The sequence below is a fragment of the Streptomyces sp. NPDC001920 genome (genome assembly GCF_053594495.1).
This window is the reverse complement of sequence record NZ_JBSFEP010000002.1, coordinates 127,388-143,223: the sequence shown is the minus strand read 5'-3', so window position 1 is coordinate 143,223 and position 15,836 is coordinate 127,388. Positions and strand designations below refer to the sequence as shown.

Genomic DNA, 15,836 nt, shown 5'->3' with positions numbered 1-15,836 from the left:
GCCGCTGCCGATCCGGGCCCAAGCCCGGGTACGACGACAGCGCGCCTCCTGGTCCGATGATCCCACTCCCGTTCGCATACCTGTAGTCCGGAAGTCACTTTTCAGGTGGATAGGATGAGAAATCCGGACAGGGCAGGAGCCGTACTCGGGTGGCTCGGTCCGAGGGGTGCGAAGCCGGGTGGGTCGGGGCGGCTCAGGGGCAGCAGGTGGCTGCCGCGTGGCGGTTGCGGCGGGCGGCGCGCCTCACGGCAGCACCCCGCACAGCGCCTCCAGCGCCGCCCCGTAGGCATGCTCCGACGGTGTCGCGCAGCCGACGACGAGGCCGTCGCGCACCGGCATGTCCGCTTCTGCCACCTGCGGGTGGCGGAACTCGGCGAGGCCTTCCAGGGCGATGCCCTCCCTGGCGGCCGCCTCCACCGTGGCCCGCTCGGTGCCCGGTGGCAGCCGCAGCACCGCGTGCAGTCCGGCGGCGACACCGGTGACCCCGATGTGCGGGGCGTGCGCGGCGAGCGCCGCGACGAGGCGGTCCCGACGACTGCGGTACCGCTGCCGCATCCTCCGGACATGACGGTCGTACGCCCCGGAGGCGACGAGGTCGGCGAGGCTCAGCTGGTCGAGAACGCTCGCCCAGGCCTCACGCTCACCCTTGACCGCGAGGACGCCGCCGACGTACCGCTCCGGCAGCACCATCCACCCCAGCCGCACCGCCGGTGACAGGCTCTTGCTGACCGAACCGATGAAGATCACGTGTTCGGGGTCGAGGCCCTGGACGGCGCCGACGGGCTTGCGGTCGTAGCGGAACTCGCCGTCGTAGTCGTCCTCCAGAATCACGCCGCCACGCGCGCGTGCCCACTCGACCGCCGCGGCGCGGCGCTCGGGGTGCAGCGGTCCTCCCGTCGGGAACTGGTGCGCGGGAGTGAGCAGCACGGCCCGCTCGCGCGTCAGTCGCTCGACGCGGGCGCCGTGCTCGTCGAGGGGGAGCGGTACGGTCCGTACGCCCCCGGCGGCGAGGAGTTCCCGGTGGAAGCCGAGCCCGTACGCCTCGACGGCCAGCGGACCGCGGAGCACTCCGCCGCCCCCGCCCTTGTCCTGGCCGAACAGCAGCCGCAGGGCGTGCGCGAAGCCGGAGCAGATCACGATCCGGTCCGGCTCGGTGCGCACGCCGCGCGCGCGTGCCAGGTACTCGGTGAGCGCCTCACGCAGTTCCACACGGCCGGCGGGGTCGCCGGGTCCGAAGGCCTCGCTCGGCGCCCGCTGGAGCGCCCGCCTACAGGAGGCAAGCCACGCGGTACGTGGGAACGACGACGCGTCCGGGGCGCCCTGGCGCAGGTCGTGCAGAGGTTCACGCGCGCGTGGCGGCGCCTTGCGCGGTGCCGCCTGCCGGGAACCTGGCGGTGGTTCTGCCTTCCCCCGGTGCCTGAAGGGTGTGTGCGCCACCCCCATGGCGACCCGCGTCCCCGAGCCCTGGCGGGCGGTGAGCCAGCCTTCGGCGACCAGTTCGGAGTAGGCGTCGGCCACGGTGTTGCGCGCGATTCCGAGGTCGGCGGCGAGCGAACGGTAGGGCGGCAGCCGGGTGCCGGGCGCGAGCCGCCCGCTGCGCACGGCCTCGCGCAGCGCACGCGTCAGCGCGGCCCGCCGCCCGCCCGGCCCAGACGGCTCCGAGAGGTCGAGATGCAGGTCGATACCGAACCGCTGCGCATAATTGACCCACGATTTCGCCATGGAAATGCACCCTACAGCCGGTCTTTCCAGTCCGTAGCGTGGAGCACATGACGACGAACACGACTGTTGCGCACGGTACTTCCGCCCTCCCTTCACCGGACGCCGGGACGGGCCTCGGAGCGGGCTCTTCGGGGAAGACCGCGATGAACGCCACGATGCCCTCCACGACGCACTCCACGACGCACTCCGCGATCGAAGCCGCCGACGCCGCGAGGACCCGACTGGACCTCGCGAGGTCGGCCCCGAAGGTGTTCCGGGCCATCGTCGGCTTCGACGCGGCCGCCCGCGAGGGCCTGGACCCCGCACTCGCCGAACTGATCCAGATCCGCGCCTCGCACCTGAACCACTGCGCCTACTGCCTCCACATGCACACCAACGACGCCCGCAAGGCCGGCGAGAGCGAGGACCGGCTGCACATGGTGGCGGTCTGGCGCGAGGCCCGCCACTTCTTCACCGAGAAAGAACAGGCCGCCCTGGCCCTGACCGAGGCGGTCACCCTGGTGGCCGACGGCGGCGTCCCCGACGAGGTCTACGCCCGGGCCGCGGCCCACTTCGACGAGCAGGAACTGGCACACGTACTGTCCCTGATCCTCACGATCAACACCTGGAACAGGGTGGCCCTGGCGACGGGAAAGGTGGCCGGGACGGACGAGCGGCGCTGAACAGCGGCGATCGGCACGTCACACGGCCATGGGCCGGTCGTACGGCGATATCGGCGCCGGCAGCCGCGAACTCCCCGTCAGATAACGGTCGACGGCCGCCGCCACCGCCCGCCCTTCCGCGATGGCCCAGACGATGAGTGACTGCCCGCGGGCGGCGTCCCCGGCGGCGAACACCCCGCGGGCGTTGGTGGCGAAGCCGGCGTCCCGCGCGAGCGTGCCCCGCGGCTCCAGCTCCAGTCCCAGCTGGTCGATCAGCCCGTCGGCGCGGTCGGGTCCGGAGAAGCCGAGGGCGAGCAGCACGAGGTCGGCCGGCAGCGAACGCCCGGTGCCCGGGAGCGCGCGGCGCTGCGCGTCCACCTCGACCAGGTGCAACGACCGTACGTGTCCGTCGGCGTCCCCCGTGAAACGGAGCGTCGACGCCGCGAACAACCGCGCGTCCGCATCTGCCGCGGGCGCCGTCTCCAGGTCGCGCGCCTCCTCGTGCGCGGCCGAGAGGCGGTAGATCTTCGGGTACGTCGGCCAGGGCTCGGCGTCCTCGTCTCGCGCGGCGCCGGGCTGGGCGTAGATGTCCAGCTGGGTCACGGACGCGGCACCCTCCCGGACAGCCGTGCCCAGGCAGTCGGCCCCCGTGTCACCGCCACCGACGATGACGACGTGCTTCCCGGCAGCGGACATGGGGGAGCTCTCCAGGTCCCCCTCGCACACCCGGTTGGCCAGCGGCAGATACTCCATCGCCTGCTGAATCCCGAGCAACTCCCGCCCCGGAACCGGAAGTTCGCGCCATGCCGTGGCGCCCGTCGCCACCACCACGGCGTCGTAGCGCGACCGCAGCTCCGCCGCACCGACGTCCCGCCCGACCGCCGTCGAGGTACGGAACCTGGTCCCCTCGGCCCGCATCTGCTCGATGCGCCGCTCCAGATGGTGCTTCTCCATCTTGAACGCGGGGATGCCGTACCGCATCAGCCCGCCAATCCGGTCGTCCTTCTCGTACACGGCGACCGTGTGCCCCGCCCGCGTCAGCTGCTGGGCCGCGGCGAGCCCGGTGGGACCCGACCCGATCACCGCGACCGTACGCCCGGACAGCCGGTCCGGCGGCCGTGGCGGCGCGAAGCCTTCCTCCCAGGCGCGGTCGGCGATGGCGCACTCGACGTTCTTGATGGTGACGGCCGGCTGATTGATCGCCAGCACGCACCCCGCCTCACACGGGGCGGGGCACAACCGCCCGGTGAACTCGGGGAAGTTGTTCGTCGCGTGCAACCGGTCGGCGGCCGCCCGCCAGTCCTCCCGCGACACCAGGTCGTTCCACTCGGGGATCAGATTGCCCAGTGGACAGGCCTCGTGGCAGAACGGTATGCCGCAGTCCATGCAACGGTCGGCCTGCTTGCTGATGATCGGCAGCAGAGCCCCGGGGACGTACACCTCGTCCCAGTCCTGCACCCGCTCCCCGACGGGCCGGCGCGGCCAGTCCTGGCGGGGGGTCTTCATGAAACCCTTGGGATCGGCCATGGCCGTCTTCCTCGCGTGCGCGTGCGACGTGCTGGAGCCGTGCGTCATCGAGCGGCACTCTTGCGGCAACGATACGTCCCGCGCGCCCCGTGCGCAGAGTGGAGGGACAGCGCTTTCTCTCGGCCTCCCGCCAGGTGCGTCCGGTGCCGGTGCCGGTGCCGGTGCCGGTGCTGATGCCGGTGCCGCGGAGGGAGTCAGCTGAGGGCCAGTACGTAGGCCACCGCCGCGGCGGCCGAGGCGACCGTGCGGACGTGGTTCCACACCGTCCACTCGCGCACGTACGTCGGCCAGTAGTCGGTCGCCTCCGCAGTGCCCGCGTCGAGCTTGAGCAACGTCTCGTTGCGAGGCACGTTCGCCACCACGGTCACTCCGAACGAACCGAACAGGTACAGCCCACTGCCCAGCAGCAGCTCCACCGTCCCCTTGTCCGGCCACAGCACGAACGTCACCACGGCGACCACCGCGCACAGCACCGCCGACCCCATGAACACCAGCATGAACGCCGGCCCCAACGCCGCCACGTTGATCGACTGCATCGCGGCGACACCCTGCGCCGGCGGCAGCGCGGCGAGCCCGCGCATCACGAAGGTCGAGAAGGCGCAGAAGACCCCGGCGACGAGGCCCGTCCCCACCACTCCCATCACGACCAGTACGAAGTACGGCCCATCAATCATCTCAACGTCACTCCCGCGCTCCGCCGAAGATCCTCCCCGGCCCCTGCCGTCACCACAAGTGAAATCCTGAACGAGAACGGTCACCATGGCCGATCGACGCGACCACATACGCGACCGTCCAGGGCGGCGGCGGGCGGGCGTCGGCCGGACAGGTCTGATGCGTGGGACCTGGACGGCCGGGCGCACGCCGCGTGGCCTTGCGGCGCGGGCGACCGTCGCCGGTCGGGGCCTGGCCGGGCGCACCTCGCACTCGCACCCGGGTGCCGGCACCGGTTGCCGATCGCGATCAGCGATCGACACGATGTCGCCGTCTCGCCGTCTCGCCGTCTCGCCGTCTCGCCGTTTCGCCGTCTCGCCGTCTCGTGGTGTCGCGGCTCGCCTTCCCCCGGTCTCGCCGTCACTGGTGCCGGGTGGTCGGGTGCCGGGCCGCACGGTATCGGCGGCGCTGCACCCCGCGCCCGCCCCGCGTCCGTCCCGCGCAGTGCCGTGGCGCGCGCTGGCGGGTCCTGTCCGCCGCGTCGTAGGCGCCGCGCCCAACGCTGCAGCCGTGCGAGGCCCCGAGCTCCGCAGCGGTGCCGGCGGCGTGTCCCTCGCACGCCCGGTCGGTCCGCACCACTGTGCCACCGTGTTCCCAGGCCCTGGTCCGGCCCTGCCGTCAGCCGACCTCCGCCCCCTCCGTCCGCCACGCCCGCAGCGTCGTCTCCACCGCCGCAGCGATCCGGCGCCGAGCCTCATGACGTGGCACCCCGCTCATCAACAGCTGGTCGTACGGCGTGTCCAGGTGCCGTACGGACGCCACGACCGCCGATGTCACCGCCCCCTCCGACAACGCCCGCCCCGCCGCGCTCCGCCCCACTCGCCCGCTGCCCCGCAGCGACGCATGCGCCGCGATGTCCCGTGCCCGGTCCGCCGGACACCCCGGGAACAGCCTCCGTATCTCCGCCGCGAACGCCTCCGTGAACCGCACGTCCTCCCGCGCCCGCCGCCGGGCGTCCCGCACCCGGCGCCGCTGCCTGGCCTCCGCGTCCGCCAGGCACCGCTGCTCGGCCCGGGCGAGCCCCGCCTCCTCGACGAGGACGCCCTGTCGTTCGTAACGGCTCTTGCGCCGGTTGAACCGCACGACCACCGCCGACAGCACGCTCTCCTCCCGTGACCGACGCGTCAACGCCGTGTCCCCACGTGGCAGGAACACCAGATGCCCGAGGTCGGCACAGTCAAGGCAGCGCGGTGCACCCTCCTCCAGCACCAACATCCGCAACGGTCCCGCATGACACTCCGCACAGTGCCGCCGCTTGAGCGGCTGGACGACGAGAAGGCCGGTGCGGGACGGGGGAGTTGCGAGGTGCGCCATAGGGCGTTCTTCCCCGCGGGGAGGGCCTGGAGAACTGCCGGACCGGGCCCGACCGCACGGTCTGCCTGTCTGTGAGCTGATCCTTTTCGACGCGGACGGAGGCGCGGGCGCGGGCAGGGGCGCGGGTGCGAGCGCGAGCGGGAGCGCACTCCTCCCGACCGTGCCTGTCGCATCATGGGCCGTGTGCGACTCGAAGCGATCACTTGGGACCGGCTCGGCGACCTGTTGGCCGAGCGGCTGCTCGACCTGAAGCCGGCCGACGGCAGCCCTTGGCCGCGCGTCGCCTTCGACGGCGCCCCCGCGGCCCGCCCGGGAGACCTCGCCGCCCGGGTCGGCGAGGCGCTGCGCATACGTGGCCGCGCCTCCCTCACCGTCGGCACGGAAGGCTTCCTGCGCCCCGCCTCGCTCCGTCTGGAGTACGGCCACCAGGACGTGGACGCCTATTACGACGGCTGGTTCGACACCGGCGCCCTCTGGCGCGAGGTCTTCGGTCCTCTGGAGCCCGACGGCAACGGCCGTGTCCTGCCCGACCTGTGGGACCCGGCCACCGACCGGGCGACCCGCAGCCCTTATGTCCAACTGCCGCCGGGCGGCGTCCTCTTGTTGCACGGTCCCCTCCTGCTGCGTCACTGGTTCCCCTTCGACCTGACCGTCCACGTCCTCCTCTCCTCCGGAGCCCTGCGCCGTCGTACCCCCGAAGCCGAGCACTGGACCCTCCCTGCCTTCGAGCGCTACGAGCACGAGACCGACCCGGCAGGCGCGGCCGACGTCCTGGTGCGAGCGGACGATCCGCGGCACCCGGCGTGGAACGGAGCATCCGTTGACAACGGCTGATCCGTCGGGCGATCCGGGGCACCACCTGACCGGGGGGCGGGCCCGCTCGGCTCCAGGTGCATGTGCCGGGTGGCACGGCGAGAATGAAGGGCGCCGGGACTAGCGGTGCGTCCCGCGCCGCGCCGGCCGTCCGGCATCGGGAGGTACTCCATGACCACTGCCGGAGACATCATGCACCGTGGCGCCCAGTGGATCCCGGCCCACGAGACCCTGGACCGCGCCGCCCAGCTGATGCGCGACCTGGGGGTCGGAGCCCTGCCCATCAGCGACGAGAACGAACGGCTCTGCGGCATCCTCACCGACCGGGACATCGTCGTCGGCTGCGTGGCCATGGGACACGACCCGAGCAGGGTCACCGCCGGTGAGATGGCCCAGGGCACCCCGCGTTGGATCGACGCGAACGCCGACATCAGTGACGTGCTGCGGGAGATGAAGGAGCACCAGATCCGCCGGCTTCCCGTCATCGACAACAAGCGCCTGGTCGGCATGATCAGCGAGGCCGATCTGGCCCGGAACCTGCCGGAGAGCGACGTCGCGCACTGGGCGGAGAGCGTCTATGCCAGGACCACGGAGCCTACGACGCGCTGACCCGGCGGGACCCCACTCCGGCTCCGCCTCTCGTACCGCCCTCGTCCGCATACCCGGCCGGGGCGGGCGAGGGCGGACGAGGAGGGGGGAGAAGGCGGGCGGACACGGGCCGGCCACTGAGGCGGTGACGAGCGTCAGAGCCGGCCGTGCATGAGGGCCGGCCGTGCGTCAGAGCCGGCCGTGCGTGAGAGTCGGCCGTGCGTCAGAGCCAGCCGTTGCGCCGGAAGCCGCGATACAGGACCACGCAAGCCACCGAGATCACGGTTATGACCAGCGGATAACCGAACGTCCAGCGCAACTCCGGCATGTAATCGAAGTTCATGCCGTACACACCGCACACCATCGTCGGTACGGCGATGATCGCTGCCCAAGCGGTGATCTTCCGCATGTCCTCGTTCTGCGCCACGGTGACCTGGGCCAGGTGCGCCTGCAGGATCGAGTTCAGAAGTTCGTCGAAGGCGAAGATCTGCTCCTTGACCCGCAGCAGATGGTCGGAGACATCGCGGAAGTAGGCCTGTATCTCCGGCTCGACCACCCGGATCGGTCGGGTGGCCAGCTCCTCCAGCGGGCGGCTCAATGGGACCACCGCCCGCTTCAGCTCCAGGAGTTCGCGCTTGAGCTGATAGATCCGCCCGGGATCGGCCCGTGCGCCGTTCTCGGCGAAGACATCCGTCTCCACCTGGTCGATGTCCTCCTGCACCGAGCCACTGACGTTCAGATACTCGTCGACCACATGATCCGCGATCGCGTGCAGCACCGCCGCCGGCCCTTTGGCGAGCTGTTCAGGGGTCGTCTCCAGCTCCTCACGCAACGGGCCGAGTGACCCGTGCCGTCCATGCCGCACGGTGATCACGAAGTCCTGGCCGACGAACACCATGATCTCGCCTGTGTTCACGACTTCGCTCGTCGCCGTGAGTTCCTCGTGCTCGACGTAACAGACCGTCTTGAACACCGCGAAGAGCGTGTCGTCGTAGCGCTCCAGCTTCGGTCGCTGATGCGCCTCGACGGCGTCCTCCACGGCCAGCGGATGCAGGGCGAACAACTCCGCGATACCCGCGAACTCCTGGTCCGTCGGCTCGTGAAGGCCGAGCCAGAGGAATTCGTCCCCGCGTTTGCGCACCTTCTGCAGGACGTCGACCAGATCGTCGCTCTCCGGTACCCGCACGCCGTCCCGGTATCTCACGCAGTTCACCACCGAGGAGCCCAGCGGGGACCGGGCAGGATGGCTGAGGTCGACGCGGGGATGCCGTCGAGCCAGCCGTGCCACCTTGCGGAGACCACCGACCTTGCTGAGGCCGGTGACCTTTCGCAGATTTCCTGCCATGGACATCTGGATCTCCTCGCCTGGCTCCCTCGTGCCGCATTTCTGCGCCCTGGCCCGCCAGTTTGCCAGTTGAGGGTGAGCCGCGGGTAAGCCTGTGGGAGCAGCGCATTCCGCTTTGTTCCCGCCTGTGGATGAAAGCGGCCCAGATAGGATCGGGCCGCGTGAAGAGGGACAGAAGGTGGCGCGGGAGTCCTCGGGAGTGGCGCTGGGGGAGAACGGGAGGGGTGCGGGGGACGTCGGGAGTGGATCTGGGGGAGAACGGGAGGGTGCGGGGGACGAACGGTAGGCGCGGCGGGAGCTCGGGGGGCTGCGGAGCGAGCACTGGAGGCGCGGCGGAAGAAGGGTGTGCGCGACCGGAGGGGGTTGGCGTGGGCGGGGCCGGCCTGACTGGAGAGGGCTGTCGCGTGGATACGGAGGGGGCGTGGATGCGGATGGGGCGTGGAATTCGAGACCGTGCCGCCGAGCGTCGGCCGTTCCTGACAAGCCGGACAACTGGGATGATCTCGGCATGATGCGAACCGACGGGTATCTCCTCGACAACCGGCAGTCCGCGGCGGGCGAGCAGGGCGACGCCGTGGGCCCCCTCTTCGACCCCACGACGTTCAGGCACCTCGAAGGGTTCGGCATCGGACCCGGCTGGCGTTGCTGGGAGGTGGGCGCGGGCGGCACCTCGGTGGTCTCCTGGATGGCCAAGAAGGTCGGACCGACCGGAAAAGTGATCGCGACCGACCTCGACACCTCAAGGCTCGCCGCGGCCGCCCGCCCGCCGGTCGAGGTCCGTGTCCATGACGTGGTGACCGAGGAGCCGCCGGGGGAGGGGTTCGACCTGGTGCACGCACGGATGGTTCTCGCTCATCTCCCGGACCGCCGACGGGCGTTGCGGTCGATGATCGACGCCCTGGCCCCCGGCGGTCGACTTCTGATCGAGGACACCGATCTCGCGCTGCAACCCCTGCTGTGCCCCGACGAGCACGGTCCCGCACAGCAACTCGCGAATCGTCTCCGCGACGGTGTCCGCAGCCTCCTCGTCGACAACGGCTCCGAACTCTCCTTCGGCCGTGGACTGCCTCGACTGCTCCGCGATGCCGGACTCCGCCGGGTCGCGGCCGACGTGTACTTCCCACTCGTCTCGCCTGCCTGCGCCGCGCTTGAGTCGGCCACGATCCGCGCACTCCGGGACCAGCTCGTCACCTCGGGGCATGCCACGGACCAGGACATCGACCGCCACCTCGCCAACGTCGCCGCCGACGGCATGGACCTGGCCGCGGCACCGATGATCTCGGCATGGGGGCGCAAGCCGTAGAGGGGCCGTCGGCCCTGAGCGCCGGGCAAGGCCCGGAGGCAAACCGGTCGCTGTCCACCTGCCGCCCATGTCATCAGCCGCCCATGTCGGCCCGGTCGGCGCGGCACCGTGGGAACGGCGGCGTCGCTCGGCCGCGGCGTGGACGCACCGCACGCGGCGGTGTCCGATCCGAGCACGCGGCCCAGGTCTCCGGCGTCACGTGGCGGCGGAGACGCCCCGTGTCGCTGCCGCGTGGACATACCGCACGCAGCCGTACGCGCCGAGCAACCGGCCGAGGACTCCGGCGTCACATGGCCGCGGAGACGCACTGTGCCGCTGCCGCGTGAGTGACCGTCACCGTGACGTCGGTGGCCTTCCTCCCACCCGCTCCACCGCCAGAGCCCCGGCCCTGCACCCTTCCCGCGCCGCGTCTTCAGGCCCGGCACCGGCAAGGAGGGATGCCAGAAAGGCACCCGTGAACGCGTCACCCGCTCCCGTCGTGTCCCTCGGCGCCGTCGGCACGGCTGGGACACGGGCGATCACGGTGCCCGACCGGGCGATCAGCGCGCCTTCCGCACCCTGCTTGGCGACCACGAGAGGGACATGACGGCTCAGGCCGGCCGCCGCGTCCGCCGGGTCGGAAAGACCGGTGAGCAGGCACGCCTCGTCGCGGCTCGGCAGCAGGACGTCCACGTCCTCCACCAGCGCCAGGAAACGGCCGACGCCCAGTTCCACCAGGAAGCCCGCCGAGGCCGGATCCAGGCTCACCGGCACCCCACGCGCGCGTGCCGACGCGAGAGCCACCGCCACCAGCGCCCGGCTCGGCTCGGAGAACAGCAGGTAGCCCGAGAGATGCAGCCGGGCGACGCCGTCGAGCACCGTGTCCGACCAGTCGGCCGGTTCGAGCCGCAAGGACGCGCCGCTGTCGGTGAGGAAGGTGCGCTCGGCCGCAGCTCCTTGGTCGACCAAGCAGATCACGGTGCCGGTCGACGCCTGCGGGTCCACGACGAGGCGTGGCCGCACCCCGCTCCCGATCAGTTCCCGTTCGTGCCAGGCGGCCGTGTCCGCGCCCACCCGTCCCAGCAACCGGACATGCGCACAACCCCAATGGGCGGCCCAGCAAGCCACATTGGCTCCCGCGCCGCCCGGCACCGTACGGATCGTCGCGGTCGTGTCCGTTCCGGACGCGAGGGGTCCTCGATGACGAGCTATGACGTCCGTCACCACATCCCCGACGACCAGCAGCGCGCCGTCACGAGCGCCACCGAGGTCCGGCCCACCCCCGCTCGCCGCGCTCCCGGACCGATGCCCGCTCGCACCGCCTTCGGTTCCGTGTGCCCCGGCTTCACCCAAGTCCGCTCCCGGTTCCACGTGCCTCCGCCTCGGTCAGGTCCCGCCTGCCTGCTTCCGTCCGCGTCACGCCCCGGCCCATGCGGCCGCGATCCGCGCCGCCAGCCGTACGTTGCCGCGGACCGCCGCGAGATTGGCGCTCAGGGAGGCCCCGTCGGTGTGGCGTACCAGGTAGTCCAACAGGAACGGCGTGACCCCCTGACCGCTGATGCCCTGTTCCTCGCAGGCGTGCAGCGCCTCGGCGAGCACGCGCGCGTGCAGCTCGGGATCCAGTTGTTCCGCCTCCGGCACCGCGTTGGCGACGATCAGCGCCGACTCGGGTCCACCGAGCCTGTCCTGAGCACGCATCACCTCGGCCGCCTCCTGTGGCGACCGCAGGGTCCAGTCCACCGGGTGTCCTGAGTCGGACAGGTAGAAGCCAGGGAAGCGTTCCGTGCGATAGCCGGCCACGGCGACGCCCAGCGTCTCCAGCCGCTGCAGGGTCGCCGGGACATCGAGGATCGACTTCACCCCGGCACACACCACCGTGATCCGCGTGCGCGCCAGCAGCCCCAGGTCGGCCGACTCGTCCTGTGTCACCGTCCACTCACGGTGCACACCGCCGAGCCCGCCCGTCGCGAAGACGCGGACTCCCGCGAGGGCCGCCAGCTGAGCGGTCGCCGACACCGTGGTCGCCCCGCTCGCCCCCGAGGCCATCGCCAGCGGCAGATCACGGTGCCCCAGCTTGCGGATCCCGTCCTCGTTCGCGATTCGCTCCAGTTGCTCCTTGTCCAGCCCTACCAGAGGTCGCCCGTCCAGCACGGCGATCGTCGCGGGAACGGCGCCCTCCCGCCGCACGACGTCCTCCAGCTCCAGTGCCACCTGCAGGTTGCGCGGCCGCGGCAGCCCGTGCGCGATGATCGTGGACTCCAGGGCAACCACGGGTCGACCCGCGTCGATCGCCCCTCGCACCTCTTGGGACACCATCAGCACCACGCGACTGCCTCCTGTCTGTCGGTCTTCCCTCATCTCTGGCGGGCGGCCCGCCCGATCAAACCCCTTGCGGCCTGTGGGGGAGGACACCAGCCTTGGAGGCATGACCGACAACACGACACGTCTCGACCACGTGGTCCTCTGGGTGCGCGACCCGGTCGCGTCGGCCGAGTTCTACGACAAGACGCTCGGCATGGCCCCCGTCCGGCTTGCCGAGTTCATCGCGGGCGAGGCGCCGTTCCCCTCGGTGCGCGTCAACGACGAGACCATCCTCGACCTCATGCCGATGACCATGGTGGAGCGCATGAAGATGCTGCCCGGCGCCGCCCAGAGCGCGGGGCACCCGGTCAATCACGTCTGTCTGTCCCTGCCGGAAACCGATCTCCACAAGCTCCGCACACACCTGGAGGAGCAGGACGTCCCCGTCTCGGACTACTCGTACGACGCCTTCGGCGCCCGCGGCAAGGCCAGGCGCAGCTTCTACTTCCGCGATCCCGACGGCAACGTCTTCGAGGCCCGGCACTACGACTAGCGAGCCGGCAGAAGGAACTCGGGCCGGCCTCAGACGTCCGCGTCGGCGCTCTTCGCCCGTGTCCTGCCCCGTGTGAACAGCGCCAGTGCCGCCAACGGGATCAGCAGGCACGCGGCGGTGAAGTTCAGCCAGCCGTAGCTCGCCTTGGCGACGACGAGACCGGCGATCGCCCCGCCGACGCCCGCCGAGGCGTTCATGACGAGATCCGAGAGCCCCTGCGCGGCGGCCCGCGCGGGCTGCGGCACGGAGTCGGTGAGCAGCGCGGAACCGGAGACGAGCCCCGCCGACCAGCCGAGCCCCAGCACGAAGAGCCCGACGGCCGTCTGCCCGTGACTGGCGCCGGCCGTGCCGGCGAGGAACACGGCGCACGCCAGCAGCCCCACCGCCAGCCCGATCCCGGACAGCCGCCCCAACCGGTCCGTCAGCCGCCCCATGAGCGGTGCGAACGCGTACATGCCCGCGATGTGCACGCTGATGACCAGCCCGATCAGATCGATGCCCGCGCCATGGTGCGCGAGGTCGACCGGAGTCATGGCCATCACCGAGACCATCGCCGTGTGCGCCACGGCAACCGTCACCACCGCGAGCCGGGCTCGCGATGAGGCCGTCACGGCGGCCAGCCCGGCGCGCAGCGAGCGGGCCGCGGGCGACTGGTCCTCGGTCGGCGCGAGCGCCCGCGCCGTGAGCAGTGGATCCGGCCGCAGCAGTACGGCCACCACGACCGCGGATATCAGGAAGATCCCCGCTGCCCACAGGAACGGACCAGCCGCGGCGGGTATCCCGAGGCCCATGACGCTGCGACCCGCGGGCGCGGCGATGTTCGGTCCGAGGACCGCGCCGATGGTCGTCGCCCACACGACGAGCGAGATGGCCCGGGCCCGCCGTTCCGGTTCGGCCAGATCGGCGGCCGCGAACCGCGCCTGCAGATTCGCCGCCGAGGCCGCGCCGAACGCGGCCAGCCCGCCCAGCAGCAGCGGGAAGCTTCCGACCGCGGCCGCGACCACGGCGACACCTGCGCCCACGGCGCCGATGAGGTAGGCGAGGACGAGCCCGGGACGCCGCCCGCGCGCGGTCATCAACGCGGCCAGGGGCACCGACAGCATCGCCGTACCGGCGACGGTCGCGGTGGGCGCCAGTCCGGACAGTGACTCGGTGCCGCTCACCTCCGTGGCGAGGACGGCCGCGAGCGCGATGCCGGTGGCGACGCCCAGCCCGCCGAGGATCTGCGTCGCGATCAATACGGCCGAGATACGGCGGCGCAGAGCCGGCAACCGGTCTGCCGGCACGGCTGCGACGACCTTCCGCTGGACGGTGGTCACGACGCGCACCCGGGCGCGGGACGCCTCGCAGGAGCCGACACGGGGCAGCGCACCGCAGTGGCCGCGTACAGGTGGGTGAAAGGTGTCGTCACAGGCGCAGTCTCCCCCTCGTCGCTCGTCCGCCCAACCCGTTGGTGTCGGACATCTCAGAACAGCGGCTCCGGCAGCACCCCCTCCAGCGCGAGCAGCTTCCGCTTGGTCTCCAGACCGCCCCCGAACCCGCCGATGCCGCCGTCGCTCTCCACGACCCGGTGACAGGGCACGACGACCGGCAGCGGATTGGCGCCCATCGCCATCCCCACGGCCTGGGCCGCGCCGGGCTGTCCGACCCGCCCCGCCAGATCGCCGTACCCGACGACCGTGCCGTACGGGACACCGGCGGCCAGCTCGCGCAGCACCTGGCGGTTGAAGCCGGAGATGAGCGACCAGTCCAGCGGCAGGTCGAAGTCGCGGCGCGCGCCCGAGAAGTACTGCTCCACCTGGCGTATCGCCTCGGTCAGCAGCGGGGAGTCGGGTGCCTCGACCGGCTCGCCGCCCAGCCGGGCCGCCAGGCGGTCGAGCGCCTTGTCGCGCACCTCGTCCGTGGCGTGGAACACGACGCTGACCAGGCCTTCGCGGGTCGCGGCCAGCATCAGCGGACCGATGTCGGTACCGACGACGGCCCATACGACCTGCTGCTCGTACTGCCCATGGCTGTCCATGCGCCCACCGTACGGCCCGCCACTGACAACGCCCCGGCGACCGGCGTCGGCTCCTTGGCGGGGAACGCACTCCCGGTCAGCGCGTCCCGCACCACGTCGGGATGGTTGGTGATGATGCCGTCCACGCCGTACCCGGCGACCAGCCGAGCGGTGATCGCGTCGTTCACGGTCCACGCGAAGACCTCCAGCGGCCTGCCGTGCGGCCCGGTGAACTCGTGGACGGAGTCGACGTAGTCCGTGGAGATGGAGCCGTACGAGGGATTGATCTGGTCGGCGAAGGCCGCGTACCCGGCGAGGTCCTCCTCCGGCGGTGTCCCGAGGAAACCGGTCTTGACGTCGGGCTGCAGCTCGTGGACGGTCCGCACGGTCTCGGCGCTGAAACTCTGCACGATCAACCGGCCGGCGAGGTGCTCCGGGTCCAGCCAGCCCTCGTCGTCCAGGACCCTGAGGGTCTGCCGCTCGATGCCGGGATACAGATCAGGGTTCTTGATCTCCAGAAGAAGCTTCTGATGGTGCAGCTCCACACGGTCCATGAACTGCTCCAGCGTCGGCACACGCGCGCCCGCGTAGCCGGGGCCGAACCAGCTGCCCGCGTCCAGACGGGCGATCTCGGCGGCGGTGAAGTCCTTCACCTTCCAGGGCGCCCGATCGGGAAAGACCTCCTCCACGTCGGTCGTGCGTTTGAGGTTGTCGTCGTGGAGGACGACGAGCTCACCGTCCCTCGTGCGCTGCACGTCGTTCTCGACCCAGCTGATGCCCAGATCGGCGGCCTTGTCCACGGCGGCCAGCGTGTTCTCGGGAGCGTAGGCCGAAGCCCCCCGGTGGGCGACGACCGTGGGCACGTCGTCGCGGGCCCGGGCGTCGGAGGCGGGCAGCAGAAGCGCGGCAGTTCCCAGGAGCGCGGTCGTCGTTGCGGCTACAGCGCGCGCGTGCATGCGTACTCCTCGCGTCGAACGATCACAGACGGTTCAACTGTGACAGCAGTCGGTCAACGGCGAAGGAGTGCAGAATGGCCACAG

At 71.5% G+C, this 15,836-nt stretch carries 14 protein-coding genes and 1 pseudogene; 5 read left to right on the top strand and 10 right to left on the bottom strand.

Annotated features, from left to right (window positions below; translation table 11 throughout):
* Window positions 1-243: 243 nt before the first annotated feature.
* Window positions 244-1,722, bottom strand: a complete 1,479-nt coding sequence (gene pdxR / locus ACWCPI_RS03205; RefSeq protein WP_451036472.1) for a MocR-like pyridoxine biosynthesis transcription factor PdxR — start codon at window positions 1,720-1,722, stop codon at window positions 244-246.
* Between the two features lie 143 nt (window positions 1,723-1,865).
* On the opposite strand from pdxR, the gene ACWCPI_RS03200 reads away from it, so the two are divergent.
* Window positions 1,866-2,384, top strand: a complete 519-nt coding sequence (locus tag ACWCPI_RS03200) for a carboxymuconolactone decarboxylase family protein (RefSeq protein ID WP_451036471.1) — start codon at window positions 1,866-1,868, stop codon at window positions 2,382-2,384.
* An 18-nt stretch (window positions 2,385-2,402) separates the two neighbouring features.
* Here the strand turns inward: ACWCPI_RS03200 and ACWCPI_RS03195 are convergent, their stop codons facing one another.
* From ACWCPI_RS03195 to ACWCPI_RS03185, 3 genes are all read right to left on the bottom strand, one after another.
* Complete coding sequence (locus ACWCPI_RS03195) at window positions 2,403-3,890, bottom strand: glutamate synthase subunit beta (protein ID WP_451036470.1); 1,488 nt, start codon at window positions 3,888-3,890, stop codon at window positions 2,403-2,405.
* A gap of 194 nt (window positions 3,891-4,084) precedes the next feature.
* Window positions 4,085-4,564, bottom strand: a complete 480-nt coding sequence (locus tag ACWCPI_RS03190) for an anthrone oxygenase family protein (RefSeq protein ID WP_451036469.1) — start codon at window positions 4,562-4,564, stop codon at window positions 4,085-4,087.
* A gap of 655 nt (window positions 4,565-5,219) precedes the next feature.
* The gene (locus tag ACWCPI_RS03185; RefSeq protein ID WP_451036468.1) at window positions 5,220-5,915 is read right to left on the bottom strand and encodes a DUF2293 domain-containing protein; all 696 of its coding nucleotides are present in this window, start codon (window positions 5,913-5,915) and stop codon (window positions 5,220-5,222) included.
* Window positions 5,916-6,089: 174 nt separating this feature from the next.
* On the opposite strand from ACWCPI_RS03185, the gene ACWCPI_RS03180 reads away from it, so the two are divergent.
* Together ACWCPI_RS03180 and ACWCPI_RS03175 are read left to right on the top strand one after the other, a co-directional pair.
* Window positions 6,090-6,749: a uridine kinase gene (locus ACWCPI_RS03180; protein WP_451036467.1), complete on the top strand. Its 660-nt coding sequence runs from the start codon at window positions 6,090-6,092 to the stop codon at window positions 6,747-6,749.
* Between the two features lie 150 nt (window positions 6,750-6,899).
* Window positions 6,900-7,337 carry a CBS domain-containing protein gene (locus ACWCPI_RS03175; RefSeq protein ID WP_388811802.1) on the top strand — a complete coding sequence of 146 codons (438 nt, stop codon included), beginning with the start codon at window positions 6,900-6,902 and terminating at the stop codon, window positions 7,335-7,337.
* A 202-nt stretch (window positions 7,338-7,539) separates the two neighbouring features.
* Here ACWCPI_RS03175 and corA read toward each other — a convergent pair whose 3' ends face one another.
* The gene (gene corA / locus ACWCPI_RS03170) at window positions 7,540-8,667 is read right to left on the bottom strand and encodes a magnesium/cobalt transporter CorA (RefSeq protein WP_451036466.1); all 1,128 of its coding nucleotides are present in this window, start codon (window positions 8,665-8,667) and stop codon (window positions 7,540-7,542) included.
* Window positions 8,668-9,169: 502 nt separating this feature from the next.
* Between corA and ACWCPI_RS03165 the strand changes: the two genes are divergently transcribed.
* Window positions 9,170-9,964, top strand: coding sequence for a methyltransferase domain-containing protein (locus tag ACWCPI_RS03165; protein WP_451036465.1), 795 nt, complete (start codon window positions 9,170-9,172; stop codon window positions 9,962-9,964).
* A gap of 333 nt (window positions 9,965-10,297) precedes the next feature.
* On the opposite strand, the gene ACWCPI_RS03160 is transcribed toward ACWCPI_RS03165, so the two are convergent.
* Together ACWCPI_RS03160 and ACWCPI_RS03155 are read right to left on the bottom strand one after the other, a co-directional pair.
* Complete coding sequence (locus tag ACWCPI_RS03160) at window positions 10,298-11,188, bottom strand: carbohydrate kinase family protein (protein ID WP_451036810.1); 891 nt, start codon at window positions 11,186-11,188, stop codon at window positions 10,298-10,300.
* Between the two features lie 171 nt (window positions 11,189-11,359).
* Window positions 11,360-12,268: a pseudouridine-5'-phosphate glycosidase gene (locus ACWCPI_RS03155; RefSeq protein ID WP_451036464.1), complete on the bottom strand. Its 909-nt coding sequence runs from the start codon at window positions 12,266-12,268 to the stop codon at window positions 11,360-11,362.
* A 100-nt stretch (window positions 12,269-12,368) separates the two neighbouring features.
* On the opposite strand from ACWCPI_RS03155, the gene ACWCPI_RS03150 reads away from it, so the two are divergent.
* Window positions 12,369-12,797, top strand: coding sequence for a VOC family protein (locus ACWCPI_RS03150; protein ID WP_451036463.1), 429 nt, complete (start codon window positions 12,369-12,371; stop codon window positions 12,795-12,797).
* Between the two features lie 29 nt (window positions 12,798-12,826).
* Here the strand turns inward: ACWCPI_RS03150 and ACWCPI_RS03145 are convergent, their stop codons facing one another.
* The 3 genes and pseudogenes from ACWCPI_RS03145 to ACWCPI_RS03135 form a co-directional block, all read right to left on the bottom strand.
* A complete protein-coding gene (locus ACWCPI_RS03145) occupies window positions 12,827-14,116 on the bottom strand; it encodes an MFS transporter (RefSeq protein ID WP_451036462.1) in 1,290 nt (429 codons plus the stop codon).
* A gap of 146 nt (window positions 14,117-14,262) precedes the next feature.
* Complete coding sequence (locus tag ACWCPI_RS03140; protein ID WP_451036461.1) at window positions 14,263-14,817, bottom strand: methylated-DNA--[protein]-cysteine S-methyltransferase; 555 nt, start codon at window positions 14,815-14,817, stop codon at window positions 14,263-14,265.
* A gap of 71 nt (window positions 14,818-14,888) precedes the next feature.
* Window positions 14,889-15,752, bottom strand: a pseudogene (locus tag ACWCPI_RS03135) (glycerophosphodiester phosphodiesterase); the annotation flags it as partial.
* Window positions 15,753-15,836: the final 84 nt, after the last annotated feature.

Excerpts from the sequence above, each read along its gene's own strand:
- pdxR (WP_451036472.1), bottom strand. The coding sequence starts at position 1,722 with ATGGCGAAATCGTGGGTCAATTATGCGCAGCGGTTCGGTATCGACCTG.
- ACWCPI_RS03200 (WP_451036471.1), top strand. The coding sequence starts at position 1,866 with ATGAACGCCACGATGCCCTCCACGACGCACTCCACGACGCACTCCGCG.
- ACWCPI_RS03195 (WP_451036470.1), bottom strand. The coding sequence starts at position 3,890 with ATGGCCGATCCCAAGGGTTTCATGAAGACCCCCCGCCAGGACTGGCCG.
- ACWCPI_RS03190 (WP_451036469.1), bottom strand. The coding sequence starts at position 4,564 with ATGATTGATGGGCCGTACTTCGTACTGGTCGTGATGGGAGTGGTGGGG.
- ACWCPI_RS03185 (WP_451036468.1), bottom strand. The coding sequence starts at position 5,915 with ATGGCGCACCTCGCAACTCCCCCGTCCCGCACCGGCCTTCTCGTCGTC.
- ACWCPI_RS03180 (WP_451036467.1), top strand. The coding sequence starts at position 6,090 with ATGGGCCGTGTGCGACTCGAAGCGATCACTTGGGACCGGCTCGGCGAC.
- ACWCPI_RS03175 (WP_388811802.1), top strand. The coding sequence starts at position 6,900 with ATGACCACTGCCGGAGACATCATGCACCGTGGCGCCCAGTGGATCCCG.
- corA (WP_451036466.1), bottom strand. The coding sequence starts at position 8,667 with ATGTCCATGGCAGGAAATCTGCGAAAGGTCACCGGCCTCAGCAAGGTC.
- ACWCPI_RS03165 (WP_451036465.1), top strand. The coding sequence starts at position 9,170 with ATGATGCGAACCGACGGGTATCTCCTCGACAACCGGCAGTCCGCGGCG.
- ACWCPI_RS03150 (WP_451036463.1), top strand. The coding sequence starts at position 12,369 with ATGACCGACAACACGACACGTCTCGACCACGTGGTCCTCTGGGTGCGC.
- ACWCPI_RS03140 (WP_451036461.1), bottom strand. The coding sequence starts at position 14,817 with ATGGACAGCCATGGGCAGTACGAGCAGCAGGTCGTATGGGCCGTCGTC.